Raw genomic sequence first — 20,662 nt, forward strand, 5'->3', positions numbered from 1 at the left:
AGCCGGGTTCGTGGGGCGTTGGGGGTGGAGCTGTCGATCCGGGAGTTGTTCGACGCGCCCACCGTCGCCCGCCTGGCCACCGTCCTCGCCCGGGCCGAGAGCGGACGCACCCCGATCACACCCGCCCCGTCGCGCCCGCGGAAGCTGCCCCTGTCCTACGGACAGCGGCGGCTGTGGATCATCAACCGCTTCGAAGGATCGGACGCCACCTACAACACGACCCTCTCCCTGCGGCTGTCCGGGTCTCTCGACGTGGCCGCGCTGCGGACCGCGTTGGCGGACGTGGTCGTGCGGCACGAGGTGCTGCGGACGGTGTTCGCGGAGGACGAGGACGGTCCGTACCAGGTGGTGCGGGAGGACTCGGCCGTGGACCTGGTCGTGGAGCCGGTGTCCGAGGCGGAGCTTGCGGGCCGGTTGCGGGAGGCGGCCGGGCTCGGCTTCGACCTGTCGGCAGAAGTGCCCCTGCGGGCCCGGCTGTTCGAGTCGGCCGCGGACGAGCACGTGCTGTTGCTGGTGATGCACCACATCGCCGCCGACGGCTGGTCGATGCCGGTGATTCTCCGCGACCTCTCCCACGCCTACCGTGAACGAGCCGCCGGACAGGCGCCCGAGATGAAGCCCCTGCCGGTGCAGTACGCCGACTACACGTTGTGGCAGCGCGAGGTGCTCGGCGCGGAGGACGACCCGGACAGCGTGGCCTCGCGTCAACTGGAGTACTGGACCGAGCAGTTGCGCGACCTGCCGGAGGAGCTGGAGCTGTCGGCCGACCGGCCCCGGCCCGCCACCGCCAGCCATCGCGGCGGTACGGTCGAGTTCGCCATCGACGAGGAGGAGTACACCCGGCTGACCGCCTTCGCGCGCCGGCACCGCGCCAGCACCTTCATGGTGCTGCAGGCGGCCGTCGCGGCGCTCCTCTCCCGTGTCGGCGCCGGCGCGGACATCCCCCTCGGCACCCCCGTCGCGGGCCGTACCGACGACGCGCTGGACGACCTGGTCGGCTTCTTCGTCAACACGCTGGTGCTGCGCACCGATGTCTCCGGGTCCCCGACCTTCGCCGACCTCGTGGCCCGGGTACGGGAGACGGACCTGGCGGCCTACGCCCACCAGGACATCCCGTTCGAACGGCTGGTGGACGCCGTCGATCCGCAGCGGTCGCTCGCCCGCCACCCGCTCTTCCAGGTGATGCTGTCCCTGGCGGGGGCGGACCGTCCGGCACTCGACGGGCCGGTGGCGCTTCCCGGCCTCACCGCGACCCCTCAGCCGGTGAGCACCGGCGCCGCCGCCTTCGACCTGCTGTTCGGCTTTGGGGAACGGCACGACGACAGCGGCGCCCGCGCCGGGCTGTCCGCCCTGCTGGAGTACAGCACCGACCTCTTCGACGCCGAGACCGCCCGCTCGCTCGCCGAGCGGTTCCAGCGGCTGCTGTCCTGCGTGCTGGCCGACCCCGACCAGCGGGTTGACCGCATCGACATCCTCACACCGCAGGAGCGGCACGAGCTGATCCACGTGTGGAACGACACCGACCGCGAGCTGCCGGGCGGCACCTGGCCCGAGCTCTTCGAGGCGCAGGTGGCCGCCACACCGAACCGTACGGCCGTCGTGGACGGCGACACCGGGCTGAGCTACACGGAACTGAACCAGTGGGCGAACCGCTTCGCCCACCGGCTCATCGCCCTGGGCGTACGGCCCGAACAGTTCGTCGCCGTGGCCCTGCCACGCACCGCCGACCTGGTCGTATGCCTGCTCGGCCTGCTCAAGGCCGGCGCCGCCTACCTGCCCCTCGACCCCAACTACCCGAACGAGCGGCTGGAGTTCATCCTCGCCGACGCCGAGCCCGACCTCCTGGTGACCACCACGGAACTGGCCGCGCGGCTGCCGCGTACCGATGCCGCCCGGTTGCTCGTCGACGACCCGGACACGATCCGTGCGCTCGAGCAGGAGCCGGCCACCGACCCCACCGACCGCCACCGCAACGCACCGCTGAGCCCGGACGGGGTGGCCTACGCGATCTACACCTCCGGCTCCACCGGCCGTCCCAAGGGTGTCGTGGTGCCGCACTCCGGCCTGGCGAGCCTGGCCGTGGGCCACGCCGAGAAGTTCGCCCTGGACGCCGACAGCAGGCTGCTCCAGCTGGTCTCGCCCAACTTCGACGCGGCCGTCGGCGACTTCGTGATGACGCTGCTCACCGGCACCACGCTGGTGCTCGGCCCGGTGGAGGGCCACGTCGGCGGCCACGAGCTGGCCGAACTGATCCGCCGCCACGGGATCACGCACATCACGAGCACCCCGGCCCTGCTCAGCACCCTGGAGCCGGAGACGGTACCCGGCCTGCGCGGGGTACTGATGGGCGGCCAGTCCTTCCCGGCGGACCTGGCCGCCCGGTGGGCCCGCGCCGGCGTACGCGTGGTCAACGTCTACGGCGTCACCGAATCCACCGTGGTCACCACCATGAGCGAGCCTCTGCGCGGCGACGCGGTCCCCGACGCCGGCCGGCCCATCCCCAACGACCGCCTCCACATCCTGGACCCCGGTCTGCAGCCGGTGCCGGACGGTGTGATCGGCGAGGGCTACCTCGCCGGAGCGGGACTCGCCCGCGGCTATCTGCGTCGGACGCGACTGACCGCGCAGCGCTTCGTGGCCGACCCGTTCGGGCCACCCGGCAGCCGTATGTACCGCACCGGCGACCTGGTGCGCCGCAACGCCCGAGGCGACCTGGAGTTCGTCGGGCGCAGCGACGAGCAGGTGAAGATCCGCGGGTTCCGCGTGGAACTCGGCGAGATCGAGGCGGTACTGGCCCGGCACCCGGCCGTGGCCCAGTGCCTGGTCCTGATGAGCACCGACGCACAGGACACGCGCCGGCTCGTCGCCTACGCGGTGCCCGGCGGACCGCAGCCGACGCCCGAGTCGGAGGAACTGCGCCGTCACCTGGCCGGGAGCCTTCCCGAATACATGGTCCCCGCTGCCGTCGTCCTGCTCGACGCCTTCCCCCTGACGCCCAACGGCAAGGTCGACCGCAGGGGGCTCCCGGTTCCGGACTTCGACGCCGCCTCGGGCGGACGTGGTCCGCGGGATGCGCGGGAGGCGGCCCTGTGTGCCCTGTACGAGGAGGTCCTGGGCCTTGAACGGGTCGGAATCGACGACGACTTCTTCGCCCTGGGCGGCGACAGCATCATGTCCATCCAGCTGGCCAGCCGGGCCGGCCGGGCGGGCCTGGTCGTCTCCGCCAAGGACGTCTTCGAGCACCGCACCGTGGCGGCCCTCGCCGAGGTGGCCGAGGAGGCCGCGGACCAGGAGACCGAGGCGGCGGGCGACGCCGTCGGTGCCCTGCCGCCGACGCCGATCATGCGGTACTTCGCCGAACTCGGAGGTCCCTTCGAGATGCTGAACCAGTGGCGGCTCCTCGCGGCGCCCGACGACTGCGAGGAACACCGGCTGCGCGAGGTCGTGCAGGCGCTGCTCGACCACCACGACGCGCTCCGGCTGCGGGTGCGCAAGGACCCGAACGCTCCGGCCGAGGGCCCGGGTGCGGGCGACGGTTTGCAGATGGACGTCCAGGAACCCGGTGCCGTGCGGGCAGCGGACTGCGTCCGGCGGGTGGACCTGAGCGGGCTTGAGGAGGCCGATGCGCGCACGGCGATGGCCGAGCACGCGCGCGCCGCGCGGGAGCGGCTCAGCCTCGACCAGGGGCTGATCCTCCAGGTCGTCTGGTTCGACCGCGGACCCGACGAGCCCGGATTCGTCCTGGTGGTCGCCCACCACCTCGCCGTCGATCCGGTGTCCTGGGCCATTCTCCTGCCCGGCCTCGTCGAGGCCTGGCAGGACGTCACCGCCGGGCGTCCCCCGCGGCTCCAGTCGGCCGGCACCTCCCTGCGCCAGTGGGCCCAGCGGTTCGAGGAATGGGCGCTGGACCCGGAGCGGCTGGACGAACTCGCCTACTGGGCCGGTCAGTTGGACGGCGCCCAGCCCCTCCTGGAGCGCGGCGGACGCGACTGGGAGACGGAGACCAACGAGAACGCCGAGGTCGTGTCGGTCACGGTCCCGGCCGACGTGACCCGAACGGTGCTGACCACCCTCCCCGAGGCGTTCCACGCGAGCGTCGACGACGTACTCCTGGCGGCGCTCACCCTGGCGCTGGCCGCCAGGCGCGGCGGCAGCGGCCCGGGGGTGCTGGTGGACGTCGAGTCCCACGGCCGGGAGGAAGACGTCATCGCCGGTACGGACCTCTCGCGCACCATGGGCTGGTTCGCGGCCATGGCCCCCGTCCGGCTCGACGCCGGAAGCTACGACCTGACCGAGGCGATGGCGGGCGGAGCCGCCGCCGGCCGGGTACTCCGGCGGATCAAGGAACGCCGCAGGTCGGCACCGCACCACGGTCTGGGGTACGGCGCCCTGCGCTATCTCAACCCGGACACCGCCGCCGACCTCGCCGCACGGCCGCAGGCGCAGATCGGCTTCAACTACCTCGGGCGCAGCGGCAAGGCCGACTCCCGCCGGCCCGCGGGCGGGCTGCGTGGGGCCCTCGGCGACTGGGCCGTGCTCGGTGATCTCGAGGGTATCGGCGGCCAGGACCCGGCCATGCGGATGCCGCACGAACTGGAGATCGCGGCGGTCACCCGGGACCGGGTGGAGGGGCCGGAACTCCAGGCGCACTGGGTGTGGCCCCGCGGCCTGTTCGACGAAGCCGAGATCCGGGCCCTCGCCGAGGCGTGGATCCGGGCGCTGCACGCGCTCGCCGAGCACGCCCAGGGACCCGAAGCCGGCGGCTGGACGCCGTCGGACGTGGCCCTGGCCGAACTGAGCCAGAGCGAGATCGACTTGCTGGAAGCCGAGTGGAGGACGACGAAATGAGCCAGTCGGGCCTGGAGGACATCCTCCCCCTGTCCCCGCTTCAGGAAGGCATGCTCTTCCACAGCGTCTACGACGCGACGGCGCCGGACGTCTACGCCGCGCAGCTCGCCGTGGACCTCGACGGTCCGCTGGACCGCGACGCCCTGCGCGCGGCGGCGTCCGGACTGCTCGCCCGGCACGGCAACCTGCGCGCGGGCTTCCGCTACGAAGGGCTGAACCGCAGCGTGCAGATCGTGCCGCGGCAGGTGACCCTGCCCTGGCGGGAGGTGGACCTGACCGGGACACCCGAGGACGAGCGCGCGACGGCCGCCGACGCCGTGACCGCCGAGGAACGCGGCCGGCGCTTCGACCTGGCCCAGCCGCCCCTGCTGCGCTGCACCCTGGTGCGCATGGGCGAGCACAGCCACCGCTTCGTGCTGACGTTCCACCACATCCTCATGGACGGCTGGTCGCTGCCGATCGTGTGGCGGGAACTGCTCGCCCTGTACCGCGGCCGGGGCGTGGCCCGGGAACTGCCCGCGGTGCGCCCCTTCCGCGAGTACCTGGCCTGGCTGGCACGCCAGGACCGGTCGGTCTCCGCGGTCGCCTGGCGCGAGGCACTCGCCGGGTCCGACGGCCCGACGCTGGTGGCACCCGACGTCGGCGACCTCCCCGTCACGCCGGGGCAGATCCACGCCGAGCTGTCCGCCGACCGCACGGCGGCGGTCACGGCATGGGGCCGTGAGCAGGGCCTCACCCTCAACACCCTGGTGCAGGGCGCCTGGGCGCTGGTGCTGGCCCACATCACCGGCCGCAGCGACATCACCACCGGCGTCACCGTCTCCGGCCGCCCCTCCGAGGTCGACGGCATCGAGGGCATGGTGGGCCTGTTCATCAACACCGTGCCGATGCGCGCACGGCTGCGCCACACCGAGCCGGTGGCGGACTTCCTTCGGCGGCTGCAGGCCGAGCAGACCGCCATGATGCCCCACCAGCACCTGGGCCTCGCCGAGATCCAGGCCGAGGCCGGACTCGGCGGACGGGCCCGTCTCTTCGACACCCTGGTGGTCTTCGAGAACTACCCCTCGGGCCCTGATGACGGCGGCGAGCCGCGCCGCGGCGGCGGGCTGCGCGTCACCCGGGTCGCCGGACACGACGCCACCCACTACCCGCTCGCCCTCATCGCCGGACCGGGACAGACCCTCTCGCTCCGCCTCGACCACCGCCCCGACGCCGTGGGCGCGGACGCCGCGCGCACCGTGCTCGACCGGGTGGTGCGGGTCCTGGAGACCCTCGCCGACGGCTCGGACACACCGGTGGGCAGGCTCGACCTGCTCCTGCCCGGCGAACGGGACAGGATCCTCGGCGAGAGCACCGGCAGGCGTACCCCCGCCCAGGAGGCCACGCTGCCCGGCCTCTTCGAGCGGCAGGCCGCCCGCACGCCGGACCGCACGGCCGTGATCAACGGCGCACAGCGGCTCGGTTACGCCGAACTGGACGCCCGGGCCGACCGGCTCGCCCGCCATCTGCTCGCACACGGGGCCAGGCCGGAGCGGGTCGTCGCCCTGTGCCTGCCCAGGGGCACGGACGCGGTGGTGGCACTGCTCGGCGTGCTCAAGACCGGGGCGGCGTATCTGCCCGTCGACCCCGCCTACCCCGCCGACCGCATCGCCTTCATGCTCGACGACGCACGCCCGGCGCTCGTCGTCGCGGCTCAGGACAGCCTGCACGCCCTGCCCGAGCTGCCAGGCGTACCGCTTCTCGTCCTCGACGACCCCCAGGAGGCGCGCCGGATCCGCGAGGTGCCGGCACGCGCCCTCACCGACGCCGACCGCACGGCACCGCTGCTGCCCCGGCACCCGGCGTACGTCCTTTACACATCCGGCTCGACCGGCCGCCCCAAGGGCGTCGTGGTCACCCACGCCAACGTGGCGAACCTCGCCGCCTGGGCCGCCGGGGAGTTCGGCGACGAGGTCCTGTCCCACGTGCTGTTCACCACTTCGCTGAACTTCGACGTCTCCGTCTTCGAGCTGTTCGCCCCTCTGCTGTCCGGCGGCACCGTCGAGATCCTCGCGGACGTGCTGGCGCTCGCCGACCGTGCCCCCGACGCACCCGCTCCTACCCTTCTCAGCGCGGTGCCGTCCGCGCTGGCCCAGGCGCTCGCCCAGTCGGCCGCGCCCCTCACCAGCACGGAGGTCGTGCTCGCGGGCGAGGGACTCTCTGCGCAGACCGCCACCGAGATCCACAAGGCGCTCTCCCCGGTCAGGCTCTCCAACATCTACGGCCCCACCGAGGCCACCGTCTACGCGACCGCATGGTCGGCGACCTCGCCGGTGGACCGGACGCCACCGATCGGCCGCGCCATCGCCGGCACCCGCGCCTACGTCCTGGACGCCGCCCTGCGCCCTGCCCCAGACGGCGTGGTCGGCGAGCTGTACGTGGCCGGCCAGGGCGTGGCCCGCGGCTACCTCAACCGCCCGGGGCTCACCGCTCAGCGCTTCGTCGCCGACCCGTTCGGCGCCTCCGGGGAGCGCATGTACCGCACGGGCGACCTGGTGCGCCGCGCTGCCGACGGCGCGCTGGAGTTCCTGGGCCGGGCCGACAGCCAGGTCAAGGTGCGCGGCCACCGCATCGAACTCGGCGAGATCGAATCGGTGCTCGCCGGGCACCGCGGTGTCGCCCGGTGCGCGGCCGTGGTCCGCGAGGACCGCCCCGGAGACCACCGCCTGGTCGCCTACGTCGTCCCGCGCGGCGGGCCGGTCGAACCGGCCGACCTGCGTGCGCTGGCCGCGGGCGCGCTGCCCGAGTACATGGTGCCGTCCGCGTTCGTCGAACTCGACACGCTGCCCCTCAACCCCAACGGCAAACTCGACCGTGCGGCGCTGCCCGCCCCCGACTACCGGGCCATGCCGGACGGCCGCAGCGCGCGCGACCCCCGCGAGGAGATCCTGTGCGGGCTGTTCGGCGAGGTGCTCGGCGTGGAACGGCCCGGCATCGACGACGACTTCTTCGCACTCGGCGGCCACTCCCTGCTCGCCACCCGGCTGGTCGGACGCATCCGCTCGACCCTGGGCGTGGAGCTGTCCGTCCGCGAGCTCTTCGACGCGCCGACCGTGGCCGCGCTGGCCGCGGTGCTCGACCGCGCGGACGGAGCGGCCCGTGCCGGAGTGCGCCGGGTGGATCCGCGTCCGGCCCGGATGCCGCTGTCGTACGCCCAGCAGCGCCTGTGGTTCCTCAACAAGGTCGAGGGCGCGAACCCCACGTACAACATCCCGGCCGCCCTTCACCTGTCTGGTCCGCTCGACGTGGACGCCCTGCGGGCGGCCCTGGCCGACGTGGCCGACCGGCACGAGGCCCTGCGCACCGTCTTCGCCGAGGACGAGGAAGGCCCGTACCAGCGTGTGCTGGACGGCGGCGCGGGTAGCCCCGAGCTCGTCGTCGAGCGGGTCCGGGCAGAGGACGTCGAGGCGAGGCTGGCCCGGGCCGCCCGGCACAGGTTCGACCTGGGATCCGAGGTCCCCTGGCGGGTGCAGTTGTTCGAACTCGGAGGACAGGAGCGGGTGCTGTTCCTGCTGGCCCACCACATAGCCGCCGACGGCTGGTCGATGCCGCTGCTCGTCCGCGACCTGACCACTGCCTACGCCGCCCGGTCGGCGGGCGACGCACCCGCCTGGGCCCCGCTGCCCGTCCAGTACGCCGATTACACCCTCTGGCAGCGCGACGTGCTCGGCACCGAGGACGATCCCGCATCGCCCATCGCCCGCCAACTCGACTACTGGACCCGGACGCTGAAGGACCTGCCGGAGGAGCTCACCCTGCCCGTGGACCGGCCCCGGCCGGCCGTCGGCACCCACCGCGGCGGCAGCGTCGAGTTCGACGTCCCGGACGAGCTGCGCACAGGTGTGCAGCGGCTCGCCCGGTCCACCCGCACGACGCCGTTCATGGTGATCCAGGCAGCCCTCGCCGCCCTGCTGACCCGCCTCGGCGCGGGACACGACATCCCGATCGGGACCCCGATCGCCGGCCGCACCGATGATACGCTCGGCGAACTGGTCGGATTCTTCGTCAACTCGCTCGTGCTGCGCACCGACACCTCCGGCGACCCGGCCTTCACCGATCTGCTCACCCGGGTCCGCGAGACCGACCTCGCCGCCTATGCCCACCAGGACGTGCCCTTCGACCGGCTCGTCGACATGCTCAGGCCGAGCCGCTCGCTGGCCCGCCACCCCCTGTACCAGGTCCAGCTGTCGTACGACAACAACGAGCAGGCCTCCGCCGGGGTCCCGCTGCCCGGACTGAGCTCGGCACGCCGCGCCGTGGCCATGGAGGCCGCCAAGTTCGACCTCGTGTTCTCCTTCGCCGAGCACCCCCGCGGCGAGGACGGCACGAGCGGACTGACCGCGTCGATCGGCTTCAGCAGAGACCTCTTCGACGAGGAGACGGTGCGGAGCCTGGCCGACAGGCTGCTGCGGGTCCTCGAGGCCGTGGTCGCCGACCCTGCACGGCGGATCGGCCGGCTCGACATCCTTCAGCCGCACGAACGGCGCCAGGTCCTTCAGACCTGGAACGCCACGGATCGCCCCCTGCCCTGGCGCCCCCTGCCCCACCTGTTCGAGGAGCAGGTGGCCCGCACGCCCGACCGGATCGCCGTCGTGCACGAGGGCGACAAGCTCACCTACGCCGGACTCAACGCCGCCGCCAACCGGCTGGCGCGCGAACTCACGGCCCGCGGCATCGGCCCCGAGGACCGGGTCGCCGTGGCACTGGGACGCTCCCTGGAACTGATCACCGCCGTCTGGGCGGTGTTCAAGGCCGGCGCGGTCTACGTACCCGTCGATCCGGCCTACCCGGCCGACCGCGTCGCCTACATGCTCGACGACGCGGCGCCCTCGATCGTCCTGACCACGGGCGCCGTCGCCGCCGGGCTGCCGGGCGCGGCGGACCCGCGGCGCGAGCTGCTCATCGACGACCCCGCCGTCGTCCGCCGGCTGGCCGGCCGTTCCGCGGCCGACATCGCCGAGGGCGAACGGCCCGTCCCCCTGCTGCCCGACCACCCGCTGTACGTCATCTACACGTCGGGTTCCACCGGCCGCCCCAAGCCCGTGCACATGCGCGCCGAGGGCATCACCAACCTGGTGACCTGGCAGAACCCGCTCCTGGCCCGCACGGGTGCCGGGAACGAGGACGGCGCGCCCACCGACGGCGGCATCACCGCGCAGTACGCGCCCATCAGCTTCGACGGCTCCGTGCAGGAGATGTGCTCGGCCCTGCTGTACGGCAAAACGCTCGTCGAGTGCCCGGAGGAGACCCGCAGGAACGCGGAGCAGCTCGTCGCCTGGCTCGACCACCACCGGGTCGAGGAGCTGTTCGCGCCCAACCTGGTGGTCGACGCCGTGTGCCGAACATCCTCCGACCTCGGGCTCGACCTGCCCGCACTGCGCGACGTCGTGCAGTCCGGCGAGGCCCTCGTCCCCACCCGGGCGATGCGCTCCTTCTTCGCCCGCCCGGGCCGCCGCCTGCACAACCAGTACGGGCCGTCCGAGACCCATGTGATGACGGGCCGCGTCCTGCCCGCCGATCCCGCGCGCTGGGCTCCGGCACCGGACATCGGGGGGCCTGTCGCCAACGCCAGGATGTACGTCCTCGACCAGGACCTGCACCCGGTGCCCCCCGGCGTGACCGGTGAGCTGTACATCGCCGGTGCGGGCCTGGCCCGCGGTTACCTCGGCAGGCCGGGCGCGACCGCGGAACGGTTCGTGGCCTGTCCGTTCGGGGCGCCCGGTGAGCGGATGTACCGCACCGGCGACCTCGTTCGCTGGAACCGGCAGGGACACCTGGGGTACGCGGGCCGTGCCGACCACCAGGTCAAGATCAGGGGCTTCCGGGTCGAGCCCGGCGAGATCGAGGCGGTCCTCGCCCGCCACCCGTCGGTGGCCCGCGCCGCTGTCGTGGCCCGCACCGACGGAGCGGGCAAGTACCTGGTGGCGTACGTGGTGCCGGCCGATGGCCGCCGGGCGGACGCCGCCGAGCTGCGTGCCCACCTCGGCGGGATCGTGCCCGAGCACATGGTGCCCGCGGCCTTCGTCGTACTGGACGCGCTGCCCCTGACACCCAACGGAAAGCTCGACCGGCGGGCACTGCCGGAGCCCGAGTCCGGCCGGACCGGGGACGGCATGCCGCGCACCCCCGAGGAGCAGATCCTCTGCGGACTCTTCGCGGAGCTGCTCGAACTGCCCGGTGTCGCTGTGGACGACGACTTCTTCCAGCTCGGCGGGCACTCCTTCCTCGCCACCCGACTGGTCAGGCGGATCCGTGCCACCTTCGGCGTCGAACTGTCCGTACGCAGCGTCTTCGAGGAACCCACGGTGGCCGGACTGGCCCGCGAGATAGCGTCCGACAGCACCCGGGACCCGTTCGCCACGCCGCTGCCGCTGCGCCCCCGGGGCGAGAAGCCGCCGCTGTTCTGCATCCACCCCGGCTCCGGGACGAGCTGGAGCTACGCCGGACTGCTCGGTCACCTCTCACAGGACCAGCCCGTGTACGGACTCCAGGCGCGCGGGCTGCGTGACCCCGGCGCCCTGCCCGCCTCGCTCGCCGAACTCGCCGACGACTACGTGCGGATCATCCGTGAGGTCAGCCCCTCGGGCCCCTACCGGCTGCTCGGCTGGTCCTTCGGCGGACTCGCCGCGCACGCGGTCGCGACCCGGCTTCAGCAGCAGGGCGAGCAGGTCGGCCTGCTGGCCGTCGTCGACGCCTACCCGCCGTCGCCGGACCTGGCGAGGCCTCAGATGACCGAACACGAGCTGCTCGCCGGCTCACTCCTGCCCGGCTTCGCCTTCGACCCCGAGGAACTACGGGACGGCGTCGACGGTCTCGTCGCGCGCTACGCACGCCACCTGCGGCGTGAGGACCATCCGATGGCCGCGCTGGGGGAGGAGGGACTGAAGGGCGTCATGCGGGTCTACGCTGCGAACGACCGCCTGATGGGCACCTTCGACCCCACCGTCTTCGACGGCGACCTGACGTTCTTCACCGCCACCCGTGAGACCCCGGGAAGCGCGCTGCCATCCGAGGTCCGCAGCCGGATGACCGCCTCCGCCTGGCAGCCCCTGGTCTCCGGAGCCGTCCGCAACCACGACGTCGACGCCACCCACGGCGCGATGCTCTCCGACCCCGCCGCGCTCGCCGCCATCGGTGAGGCGCTGCGCGGCGCTCTGTGACCCGGGCGGTGGTCCCACCGCCCGTACCACCGCAGTACCCGTTCACCCATCCCTATCCAGGAGGACACCGCAGATGAGCACCAACCCCTTCGAGGACAACGACGGCACCTACCTCGTTCTGGTCAACGACGAGGGCCAGTACTCCCTGTGGCCGGCGTTCGCCGAGGTGCCGCAGGGCTGGCAGGTCGAGCTGGGCGAGACCGACCGGCAGACCGCACTCGACCACATCGACGAGAACTGGACCGACATGCGCCCCAAGAGCCTGATCGCGGCCATGGAGGGCGCGGCGGCCGACGCGGCCTGACGCGGACCCGCCCAGCAGGTGCCGGGAGCCGCCCGCCGTGCGGCGGGCGGCCCGCGGCCGTCGTGCACCGGTGCACGACGTGATCCAGAGAGGTTTCCCCAGCCCATGGCATTCCCGAGAGCACCCCTGCCGGCCAGGCTGACCACGGTGGTCGTCGGTCTGCTCGCCCTCGCCCTGGCGGCACTTCCGACCACCGCGCCGGCCGCGGTCGACCAGGGTCCGCGTGACACGGGCGTCGTGATCCGTTACACCGAGTACGGCATCCCCCACATCGAGGCGTCCGACTACCGCGGCCTGGGATTCGGCTACGGCTACGCCGCCGCCCGGGACAACATCTGCGCGCTCGCTGAGACATACATGACGGTGCGCGGCGACCGCTCGCGCCATCTGGGCCCCGAAGCGGCCCCCGACTCCGGTCTGTCGGCGGCCTCCAGCAACCTCAACAGCGACCTGTACTTCCGTGGCATCGAGGCGAGCGGTGTGGTGCGGCGGCTGGCCCGCAGCGCACCGCCGCTCGGCCCCGAGCCCGAGGTGATGAGCATGGTCCGCGGGTACGTGGCCGGCTACAACCGCCAGCTGCGTGAGACGGGCGCGGACGGGATCGGCGATCCGGCCTGCCGGGGCGCGGCATGGGTCCGGCCCATCACCGAACTGGACGTCTACCGCCACGTGCACGCGATCGCCACGATCTCGGGCAGCGGCAGCGCCGTCGACGGGATCGTCGAGGCGCAGCCGCCCGGCACCTCGGCCGCGGCACGCGACACTGTCGGGGCACCGTCCGCCGCCCGCATGGTGCGCGCGCTGCGGGCCCGAAACGACCAGGGCCTGGGCAGCAACGCGATCGGCGTCGGCGCACGGGGCGCCACCCGCAGCGGCAGTGTCCTGCTGGGCAACCCCCACTACCCGTGGCAGGGCGCCCGCCGCTTCTGGCAGAGCCAGCTCACCATTCCCGGCAGGCTGAACGTCACCGGTGCCTCCCTGCTCGGCCTGCCGGTCGTCGCCATCGGGCACAACGAGAAGGTCGCCTGGAGCCACACGGTGTCCACCGCCGCCACGTTCGGACTCCACGAGGTCCGAACCGTGCCCGGCGACCCCACGAGCTACCTCGTCGACGGCAGGCCCGAGCGGATGCACGCCACGGAGGTCTCCGTACCCGTGCGCGAAGCCGACGGCATCACCGCGACCGTGCGGCGGACGCTGTGGTCGACGCGCTACGGACCCGTCGTCACCGCCGGACCGGGTGTGCCGTTGCCCTGGGGAGCCAGCGCCTACTCGCTGGGCGACCCCAACGCGCAGAACCTGCGGCTGCTCAACAGCTGGCTCGGCCTGGACCGGGCGAAGGACACGGACGACGTGCGGGCCACGCTCGCCCGCACCCAGGGACTGCCCTGGGTCAACACCGTCGCCACCGACCGCCGGGGGCGCGCGCTCTACGCCGACCTCCAGGTCGTCCCGCACGTCACCGACGAGCACGCGCAGCGCTGCAGCACCGCACTGGGCCGTCAGGTCTTCCCGGTCAGCGGGATTCCCATCCTCGACGGCAGCCGCGGCGACTGTGCGTGGGGCGCCGACCCCGACGCCGTACAGCCCGGCCTCCTCGGCCCGTCGGCGCTGCCCGCGCTGGGCCGCGACGACTATGTCGCCAACGCCAACAACAGCCCGTGGCTCACCAACCCCCGGGCGCCGCTGGCCGGTTACCCCCGCGTGGTTGGCGACACGGGCACGGCCCGCTCCGCCCGGACCCAGGAGGCCATCACCGCCACCGAGCGGCGGCTTTCGGGCACCGACACACTGCCGGGCAGGGGGTTTTCGCTGCGCACGATGCAGCGGACGCTGTTCGGTGATCACAGCAGGGTCGCCGAACTGATCGCCGCCGACACCGTCCGGATGTGCCGGGAGTTCCCCGACGGGCGGGCCCCGTCCGCCGGCGGAAGCGTCGACATGGCGGACGGCTGTGCGGCGCTGGCCCGGTGGGACGGCACCTACGGCGTGGACAGCGAGGGCTCGCTGCTCTTCGCCCGGTTCGTCGCACGGCTGGGCGCGGTGCCCGGCGGCCCCTGGCGCGTTCCGTTCGACCCGGCCGACCCGGTGGACACCCCGAGAGGGCTGGACTACGAACGGCCTGAGGTGCAAAAGGCGTTCGGCGATGCCGCGGCCGAACTGCGCACCGCCGGCATCCCTCTCGACGGCCCGCTCGGCGACCACCAGTACGTGACGCGCGGCGGCGCACGCATCCCCGTACCGGGGGCACCGCACGCACTCGGCGTGCTGAACGTCGTGACCCCGGTGTGGGACCCGAAGGCCGGGAACACCGAGGTGGTCCACGGCTCGAGCTTCATCCAGGTCGTGGAGTTCCCCGGCGGACGCGGGCCGCGGGCCGCCACCCTGCTCACCTACGGCCAGTCGAGCGACCCGACCTCACCCCACCACGCCGACCAGACCAGGCTGTTCTCGGCCGGCCGCTGGGTGCGCGACCGCTTCACCGACGCGGAGATCGCCGCCTCACCCGCGCTGCGGACCCTGGTCCTGGACGGCGGCCGATGACCGACAACCACGAGAACACCGCTGGACTGCGGGAGAGGAGACGGCCATGCCCGTGGCTGCGGTGAACGGCATACGGCTGCACTACGACGACGTCGGCTCCGGCGACCCCGTCGTGATGGTGATGGGCACGGCAGGCAGCGGCCGGGTGTGGCACATGCACCAGGTGCCCGCACTCAAGGCGGCCGGATATCGCGTGATCACCTTCGACAACAGGGGGATCCCGCCCACCGACGAGTGCCCCGAGGGCTTCACGGTCGGCGACCTGGTCGCGGACACCGCGGGGCTGGTGGAGCACCTCGGACTGGGGCCCGTCCGGCTGGTCGGCACCTCCATGGGCGCCTACGTGGTCCAGGAACTCGCCCTGGCCCGGCCGGAGCTGGTGCATCAGGCGGTCCTGATGGCCGGCCGGGGACGCAGCGATGCGACCCGCGCCGCGCTGGCCCGCGCCGAGATCGAGCTCCACGACTCCGGCGTCGAACTCCCGTCCCGTTACCGGGCCGTGGTGCAGGCCCTGCAGTCGCTCTCGCCGAGCACCCTCGACGACGACCAGGTGGCGGCCGACTGGATCGACATCTTCGAAATGGCCAGACGCGAGGGTCCCGGAATCCGTGCCCAGATGGCACTGGAGCCGATGCCGGACCGGATCTCCGCTTATTCCGGAATTCGTGTCCCGTGTCACGTCATCTCTTTCGCGGACGACCTCACGACGCCTCCGCGGCACGGCCGGGAACTCGCCGACATAATTCCCGGAGCAACATTCGATCTCATCGAGAAAGCAGGCCATTACGGCTACCTCGAAGTCCCGGAGGAAGTCAACAAAAGCATTCTGGAGTTCTTCGCCGGAACGAGAGCAGGAGCCCCATGAGATGAACGAATTCCTTCTTGCGCCCTACCCCCTGCACGGCCACGTGTTCCCCATGGCGGCCCTCGCCGCGGAACTGACGGACCGCGGCCACCGGGTCACGGCGGCGATCAGCCCGCCGTTCGCCGAGCCGTTCCGCGAGGCGGGCTGCACGGTGGCCGAGGTCGAGATCGAGCCCCGAGCCGGCGCATCGGCACCCGGTGAACCGGCCTCGCTGCGTCAGGCGCGTGAGGCCCGGCGCCGTGCCGCCCGGGAGCGGGAGCGGCTTGCCGCGCGCCTGGCCGACGAGGCCGGCCGTGCCGGGGCCGAGGTGGTGGTGGCGGACGCGATGGCGCCCTGGGGCGCTGACGCGGCGCACACGGCCGGGATCCGTCACGCCGCGCTGTGCGCGACGTACGCCCTGAACGAGGAGGTGATCCTGGCCGACGTGGCCCGGCGGGCCGCTGCACGCAGCGTACGGCTGCTGCGCCGGTCCCGGCTGCTGCGCCTGCACCCCGCCGTGCGCGGCCCTGCCGCCCGGGCACCGCTGGTGCTGGTCAACAGCGTCCCCGAACTGCAGCCCGAGTACGCCTCGTTCGACGACCGCCACCACTTCGTGGGACCGCTGCGCCCGGCCGTCGCCGACCGGGGCGACCCGGCCGATCTGCCCTGGGACCGCATCGAGAAGGGACCCACGCTGTACGTGTCCACGGGCACCTTCTCGACCCGCGGCGCGGAGTTCTTCCGCAGGGTGGCGGAGGCGTTCGACGGCACGGAGTGGTACGTCGTGATGGCCACGTCACACACCGACCCGGCCGCGCTCGGACCGCTCCCCGGCAATGTGACGGCCCGTCGGCACGTCCCGCAGTCCGCCGTGCTGGAGCACGCCGACGTGTTCCTCTCCCACGCCGGGATGAACTCCGCGCTCGAGGCGCTCGTACTGGGCGTTCCGATGGTGCTGGTGCCGTCGTTCTGGGACCAGCGCACCATCGCACGGCGTCTCGTGGAACTCGGCGCGGGCGTCCGTGTGGACCCCGACGTGGCGGCCGGGGAACTGCGTACGGCGGTCACGAGCCTGGCCGCCGACCCGCGGGCACGCGCCGCAGTCCGGGAGCTGTCCGCCCGTGCGAGCGGCACCGACGGACCGGCCAGGGCGGTGCGGGTGCTGGAGAAGTACGCGGCCTGGGGGGCCCGAGCGAGCTGGCGGCCGACCGGCTCACGCATGTGAAACGCCGCCCGTGCGATGCGCACGGGCGGCGTTCGGCGTGCTCAGGGCCGGGCCGTTGCTCACCAACGGCTGGCCATGCCGGAGGTGTTGCCCGGCACCCCGGGCCGGCCCATGCCCCAGTGGTTCCAGATGAACGTCTCCTCCGGCAGGTGCACGAACTTCGCCCCGACGTCCAGCAGTGCCAGCCAGGCGCCCCAGTCGTCGAACGGGCAGCCGGGGAAGTCCTTGGGCAGCTGGAACCCGCCCGCCTTCTTGAACAGCTCGGTGCGCACCAGGGTGGTCGTCTGGATGTAGGAGCGGCGGCGCAGCTCCGCCTCGTCGAACGGCACCCCGTAGCGCCCCATCGGGTCCCGACCGCTCTCGTAGCGGGGCACGCGGGGGATCGGGTAGACGACATCGGCGCCGGTGGTCTCGGCGCAGTCGCGGATCCGCTCCAGGTGGTGCGGCAGGAACTCGTCGTCGTCGTCCAGGAACGCCGTCCAGGCCGTGGTGACCTTGTCCAGCGCCCGGTTCTTCGTGGCCGCCGCTCCGGTCCTGTCGTGGTCGTACTCGACGACGATCGACGCGGGCTGGAGCGTCTGCCGCGTCACCGACGCGAGGGCTCTTTCCAGATGTTCCCGGCGCGGCGGGATCGTGGCAATGCAGACGGTTATGTCATTCACTCGGACTCCGCTCGTCGACTGCCTTTGAATTTCCCTGCATCGGGCGCAGTCTGCTCGGCCGTCCATACGCCGTCAATCCGGCATGGGGCTGTTTCAACCACGGCTTAACAACGATGACGCGCGGATTCTCCCGCTGTTAGTGTCCGCTGCCGAGAGAATTAAGGAAGAACACCACCCTGAGAGCAACAGGAACTGGGGGATCGAGTGGCCGAATTGGACAGTCGCCGACTGGAGGATGTAAGCACCAACAGCTCCCCGATCTACACACTGTTCGACGCGGAAGTCACCGACGACCTCCGCCCGGACCACCTGCTGCGCCTCGCCTCCGGTGTGCTCGGTGCCGTCCGGCTGCGCGGCTTCGGGTCGGCCGAACTGTGCGCGAAGATCATGCGAGGGCTCGACGACCACCCGATGGGGGCCTACGACGCCGAGGTCGTCCACCCCCCGGTCGCCAAACTCGGGCCGGCCGCGTACGACTACTACGGCGCCCGCGAGCTGAACCAGGAGTACTGGAGCAACGCGCAGGAGGCGATGGCCGTCCGCTCCGTCCTGCTGGACGGCGCCGACCCGCTCGACCACGCGGTGGGCCGCTTCCGCTCGGTCTGGCAGGGGCCCGTCGAACCGGCCACCAGCCGCGGACGCCCGCTGTTCGCCGGGATGATCCGGGAGATCTCCACCGGCATGAAGATGCACTGGGACGAGATCGTGCGCGAACTGCCCGGTGCCCTCGACACCGAACCGGTCTGCCAACTGGCCTTCAACTGGTACCTGTCCATGCCCGAGGGAGGCGGTGACACCTGGGTCTACCGGCGCCGCTGGAGCCCGCTCGACGAGAAGCACCGGGAGGGCTACGGGTGGTCCGAGGACATGGTCGCCGGTGAACCGGTCGCCGCGGTGCGCCCGGAGGCGGGAGACGCGATCGTCTTCGATCCGCGCAACTACCACCTCGTCAGGGCCAGCGAGGGCGAGGGCCGACGGGTCAGTCTGTCGTTCTTCCTCGGCATCACCGGGCAGGGCCGGCTTCTGTACTGGTCGTGAAGCAAGCAAGGAGAAAAGAGTGCAGCTCAGTCCTGATCAGCTGGCCGAGTACCGCAGGACCGGCCTTCTCGTCGTCCACTCCCTGTTCAAGCCCGCCGAGGTCGAGGCCCTGTCGGACGCCTTCGACGCCGACTGCCTCGTGCCCGGGCCGCAGCGCATCCTCGAGGAGGGCGGGCAGGCGGTGCGCGCGGTGTACGCCTCGCACGACCGGCGCCGCGAGTTCGCCACACTCGTGCGCACCCCGCGCCTGCTGGGACCGGCCCGGCAGATGATGTCCGACCGGCTCTACATCTACCAGTTCAAGATCAACGCCAAGCCCGCCTTCGGGGGCGACAAGTGGGCCTGGCACCAGGACTACCTGGCGTGGCGACTGGCCGACAACCTGCCCGCCCCGCGCCAGGTCAACGTCGGCCTGTTCCTCGACGAAGTGACCGAGTTCAACGGACCGCTGATCTTCATTCCCGGCTCGCACCGGGCCGGGCAGCTGCGCGACTTCCGCAACGCGTCGGCCCGCTCGGAGCAGCACCTGGACCCGGACGACATCGCGCTGCGCCCCGAGCAGATGAGCGAACTGGTCGACCGGCACGGCATGGTGAGCCCCAAGGGACCCGCCGGATCCGTGATCTTCTTCGACCCCGAGATCGTGCACGGCTCCGCACCCAACATGTCGCCGTTCGCGCGGCGGCTGCTCATCATCACGTACAACGAGAGCGTTAACGAGCCCCGTCCCCTCGGCGAGCCCCGGCCCTCCTACGTCGTCGGGCGGGACACGACGCCACTGGAGTTCAGCGACGAGCCGATCGACATGAGGGTCGGAGGAGCCGTATGACCACCCCCGAGGCGCGGCCCACGGGCCGTGCGGTGGTCCTGGAGCGCTTCGGCGATCCCTTGGTGCTGCGCTCGTTCGAGGTGCCGTCCGCCGCGCCCGGCGAACTCGTCGTCGCCTGCACCTACGGCGGGATCTGCGGCACGGACGTCCATCTGTCCCAGGGGCACCTCGACATCCCCGTCCCCCTGGTCCTCGGTCACGAGGGCCTCGGCACGGTGCACGAGGCCGGGCCGGGAGCAGGACAGGACGCCGAGGGCCGCGAGCTGCGCCCCGGAGATCCGGTGATGTGGGCCTCCTCGATCGCCTGCGGTGTCTGTGTGCCCTGCCGCCAGTACCGTGAACCGACGCTGTGCGAGCACCGCAGGACCTACGGCGTCAACCGCCCCACCACCCAGCCCTCCGCCCTCTCCGGTTCCTGGGCCGAGTACATCCACCTGCGCCCGGGCACCACGGTCGTCCGGCTGCCCGAGGACGTCCCTCCGCTGGCCGCCATGTCGCTGGCCTGTGCCGGTCCGACGATGGTGCACGCGCTGTACGACCGCAGGCCCGTGCGCGTCGGGGAGACCGTCGTAGTGCAGGGAAGCGGCCCGGTGGGCCTGGCCGCGGCGGCGATCGCCCAGCTCTCGGGGGCCGGCCGGGTGATCCTCGTCGGCGGACCCGCCGGCCGGCTGGATCTGGCGCGGGCCGCGGGCATCGGCGACGACCACGTGGACATCGTCGGCGCGGGACCCGAGGGGACCGGCAAGGCCCTGCAGCAGGTGCGCGACCTCACCGGCGGCCGCGGCGCCGACCTGGTCATCGAGTGCACCGGGGTGCCGGCGGCGGTCGCCCAGGGGCTGACACTGGCCCGCCGAGGCGGCGCGTACCTGATCGTCGGCCAGTACACCGACGCGGGGGACACCCTGGTCAACCCGCACCAGATCGTCCACCGTCAGCTCGACGTGATCGGCTCCTGGGCCTTCACCGGCGCGCATCTCGTCGACTACATCCGGCTGCTGCCGGCCCTGACCGCACGCTTCGCACTGGAGGAACTGGTGACCCCTTACCCCCTGGTGTCGGCGGGCGAGGCCGTGACCGCGGTGGCCGCGGGATCGGTGATGAAGGCCGTTCTCGCGAGCTGAGTCCGGCCACGGCGAGGGGGCTGCCCGGGTGCGGGATCCGCACCCGGG

At 72.6% G+C, this 20,662-nt stretch carries 10 protein-coding genes; 9 read left to right on the forward strand and 1 reads right to left on the reverse strand.

What is annotated here, in order from left to right; all coding sequences use genetic code 11:
* The first annotated feature begins 24 nt into the window (after positions 1–24).
* The 6 genes from H8R17_RS40020 to H8R17_RS40045 all read left to right on the forward strand — a co-directional run bounded on the left by H8R17_RS40020 (position 25) and on the right by H8R17_RS40045 (position 16,964).
* Positions 25–4,848 carry a non-ribosomal peptide synthetase gene (locus H8R17_RS40020; RefSeq protein WP_187828112.1) on the forward strand — a complete coding sequence of 1,608 codons (4,824 nt, stop codon included), beginning with the start codon at positions 25–27 and terminating at the stop codon, positions 4,846–4,848.
* Positions 4,845–12,047, forward strand: coding sequence for an amino acid adenylation domain-containing protein (locus H8R17_RS40025; protein WP_187828113.1), 7,203 nt, complete (start codon positions 4,845–4,847; stop codon positions 12,045–12,047). The genes H8R17_RS40020 and H8R17_RS40025 overlap by 4 nt, the downstream gene beginning before the upstream one ends.
* A gap of 73 nt (positions 12,048–12,120) precedes the next feature.
* The gene (locus tag H8R17_RS40030) at positions 12,121–12,351 is read left to right on the forward strand and encodes an MbtH family protein (protein WP_187828114.1); all 231 of its coding nucleotides are present in this window, start codon (positions 12,121–12,123) and stop codon (positions 12,349–12,351) included.
* Positions 12,352–12,456: 105 nt separating this feature from the next.
* Positions 12,457–14,895, forward strand: a complete 2,439-nt coding sequence (locus H8R17_RS40035; RefSeq protein WP_187828115.1) for a penicillin acylase family protein — start codon at positions 12,457–12,459, stop codon at positions 14,893–14,895.
* A gap of 46 nt (positions 14,896–14,941) precedes the next feature.
* Complete coding sequence (locus H8R17_RS40040; RefSeq protein ID WP_187828116.1) at positions 14,942–15,760, forward strand: alpha/beta fold hydrolase; 819 nt, start codon at positions 14,942–14,944, stop codon at positions 15,758–15,760.
* Between the two features lies 1 nt (position 15,761).
* Complete coding sequence (locus tag H8R17_RS40045) at positions 15,762–16,964, forward strand: nucleotide disphospho-sugar-binding domain-containing protein (protein WP_187828117.1); 1,203 nt, start codon at positions 15,762–15,764, stop codon at positions 16,962–16,964.
* A gap of 59 nt (positions 16,965–17,023) precedes the next feature.
* Here the strand turns inward: H8R17_RS40045 and H8R17_RS40050 are convergent, their stop codons facing one another.
* Positions 17,024–17,554, reverse strand: a complete 531-nt coding sequence (locus H8R17_RS40050; protein WP_223126027.1) for a glycosyltransferase — start codon at positions 17,552–17,554, stop codon at positions 17,024–17,026.
* Positions 17,555–17,839: 285 nt separating this feature from the next.
* Between H8R17_RS40050 and H8R17_RS40055 the strand changes: the two genes are divergently transcribed.
* Genes H8R17_RS40055 through H8R17_RS40065 form a run of 3 tightly spaced genes read left to right on the forward strand, consistent with a single transcriptional unit; the run spans position 17,840 to position 20,614 of the window.
* Positions 17,840–18,664, forward strand: coding sequence for a proline hydroxylase (locus H8R17_RS40055; RefSeq protein WP_187828119.1), 825 nt, complete (start codon positions 17,840–17,842; stop codon positions 18,662–18,664).
* Between the two features lie 19 nt (positions 18,665–18,683).
* The gene (locus tag H8R17_RS40060; RefSeq protein WP_187828120.1) at positions 18,684–19,493 is read left to right on the forward strand and encodes a phytanoyl-CoA dioxygenase family protein; all 810 of its coding nucleotides are present in this window, start codon (positions 18,684–18,686) and stop codon (positions 19,491–19,493) included.
* Positions 19,490–20,614, forward strand: coding sequence for a zinc-binding dehydrogenase (locus H8R17_RS40065; RefSeq protein ID WP_187828121.1), 1,125 nt, complete (start codon positions 19,490–19,492; stop codon positions 20,612–20,614). Before H8R17_RS40060 ends, H8R17_RS40065 begins: the two co-directional genes overlap by 4 nt.
* Positions 20,615–20,662 lie beyond the last annotated feature (48 nt).

Source organism: Streptomyces sp. TRM68367 (assembly GCF_014495685.1).
Classification (GTDB): Bacteria; Actinomycetota; Actinomycetes; order Streptomycetales; family Streptomycetaceae; genus Streptomyces.

Bases quoted from the DNA above. Each gene is read 5' to 3' on its own strand.
- H8R17_RS40065 (WP_187828121.1), top strand. From the start codon at position 19,490: ATGACCACCCCCGAGGCGCGGCCCACGGGCCGTGCGGTGGTCCTGGAG.
- H8R17_RS40035 (WP_187828115.1), top strand. From the start codon at position 12,457: ATGGCATTCCCGAGAGCACCCCTGCCGGCCAGGCTGACCACGGTGGTC.
- H8R17_RS40045 (WP_187828117.1), top strand. From the start codon at position 15,762: ATGAACGAATTCCTTCTTGCGCCCTACCCCCTGCACGGCCACGTGTTC.
- H8R17_RS40030 (WP_187828114.1), top strand. From the start codon at position 12,121: ATGAGCACCAACCCCTTCGAGGACAACGACGGCACCTACCTCGTTCTG.
- H8R17_RS40025 (WP_187828113.1), top strand. From the start codon at position 4,845: ATGAGCCAGTCGGGCCTGGAGGACATCCTCCCCCTGTCCCCGCTTCAG.
- H8R17_RS40040 (WP_187828116.1), top strand. From the start codon at position 14,942: ATGCCCGTGGCTGCGGTGAACGGCATACGGCTGCACTACGACGACGTC.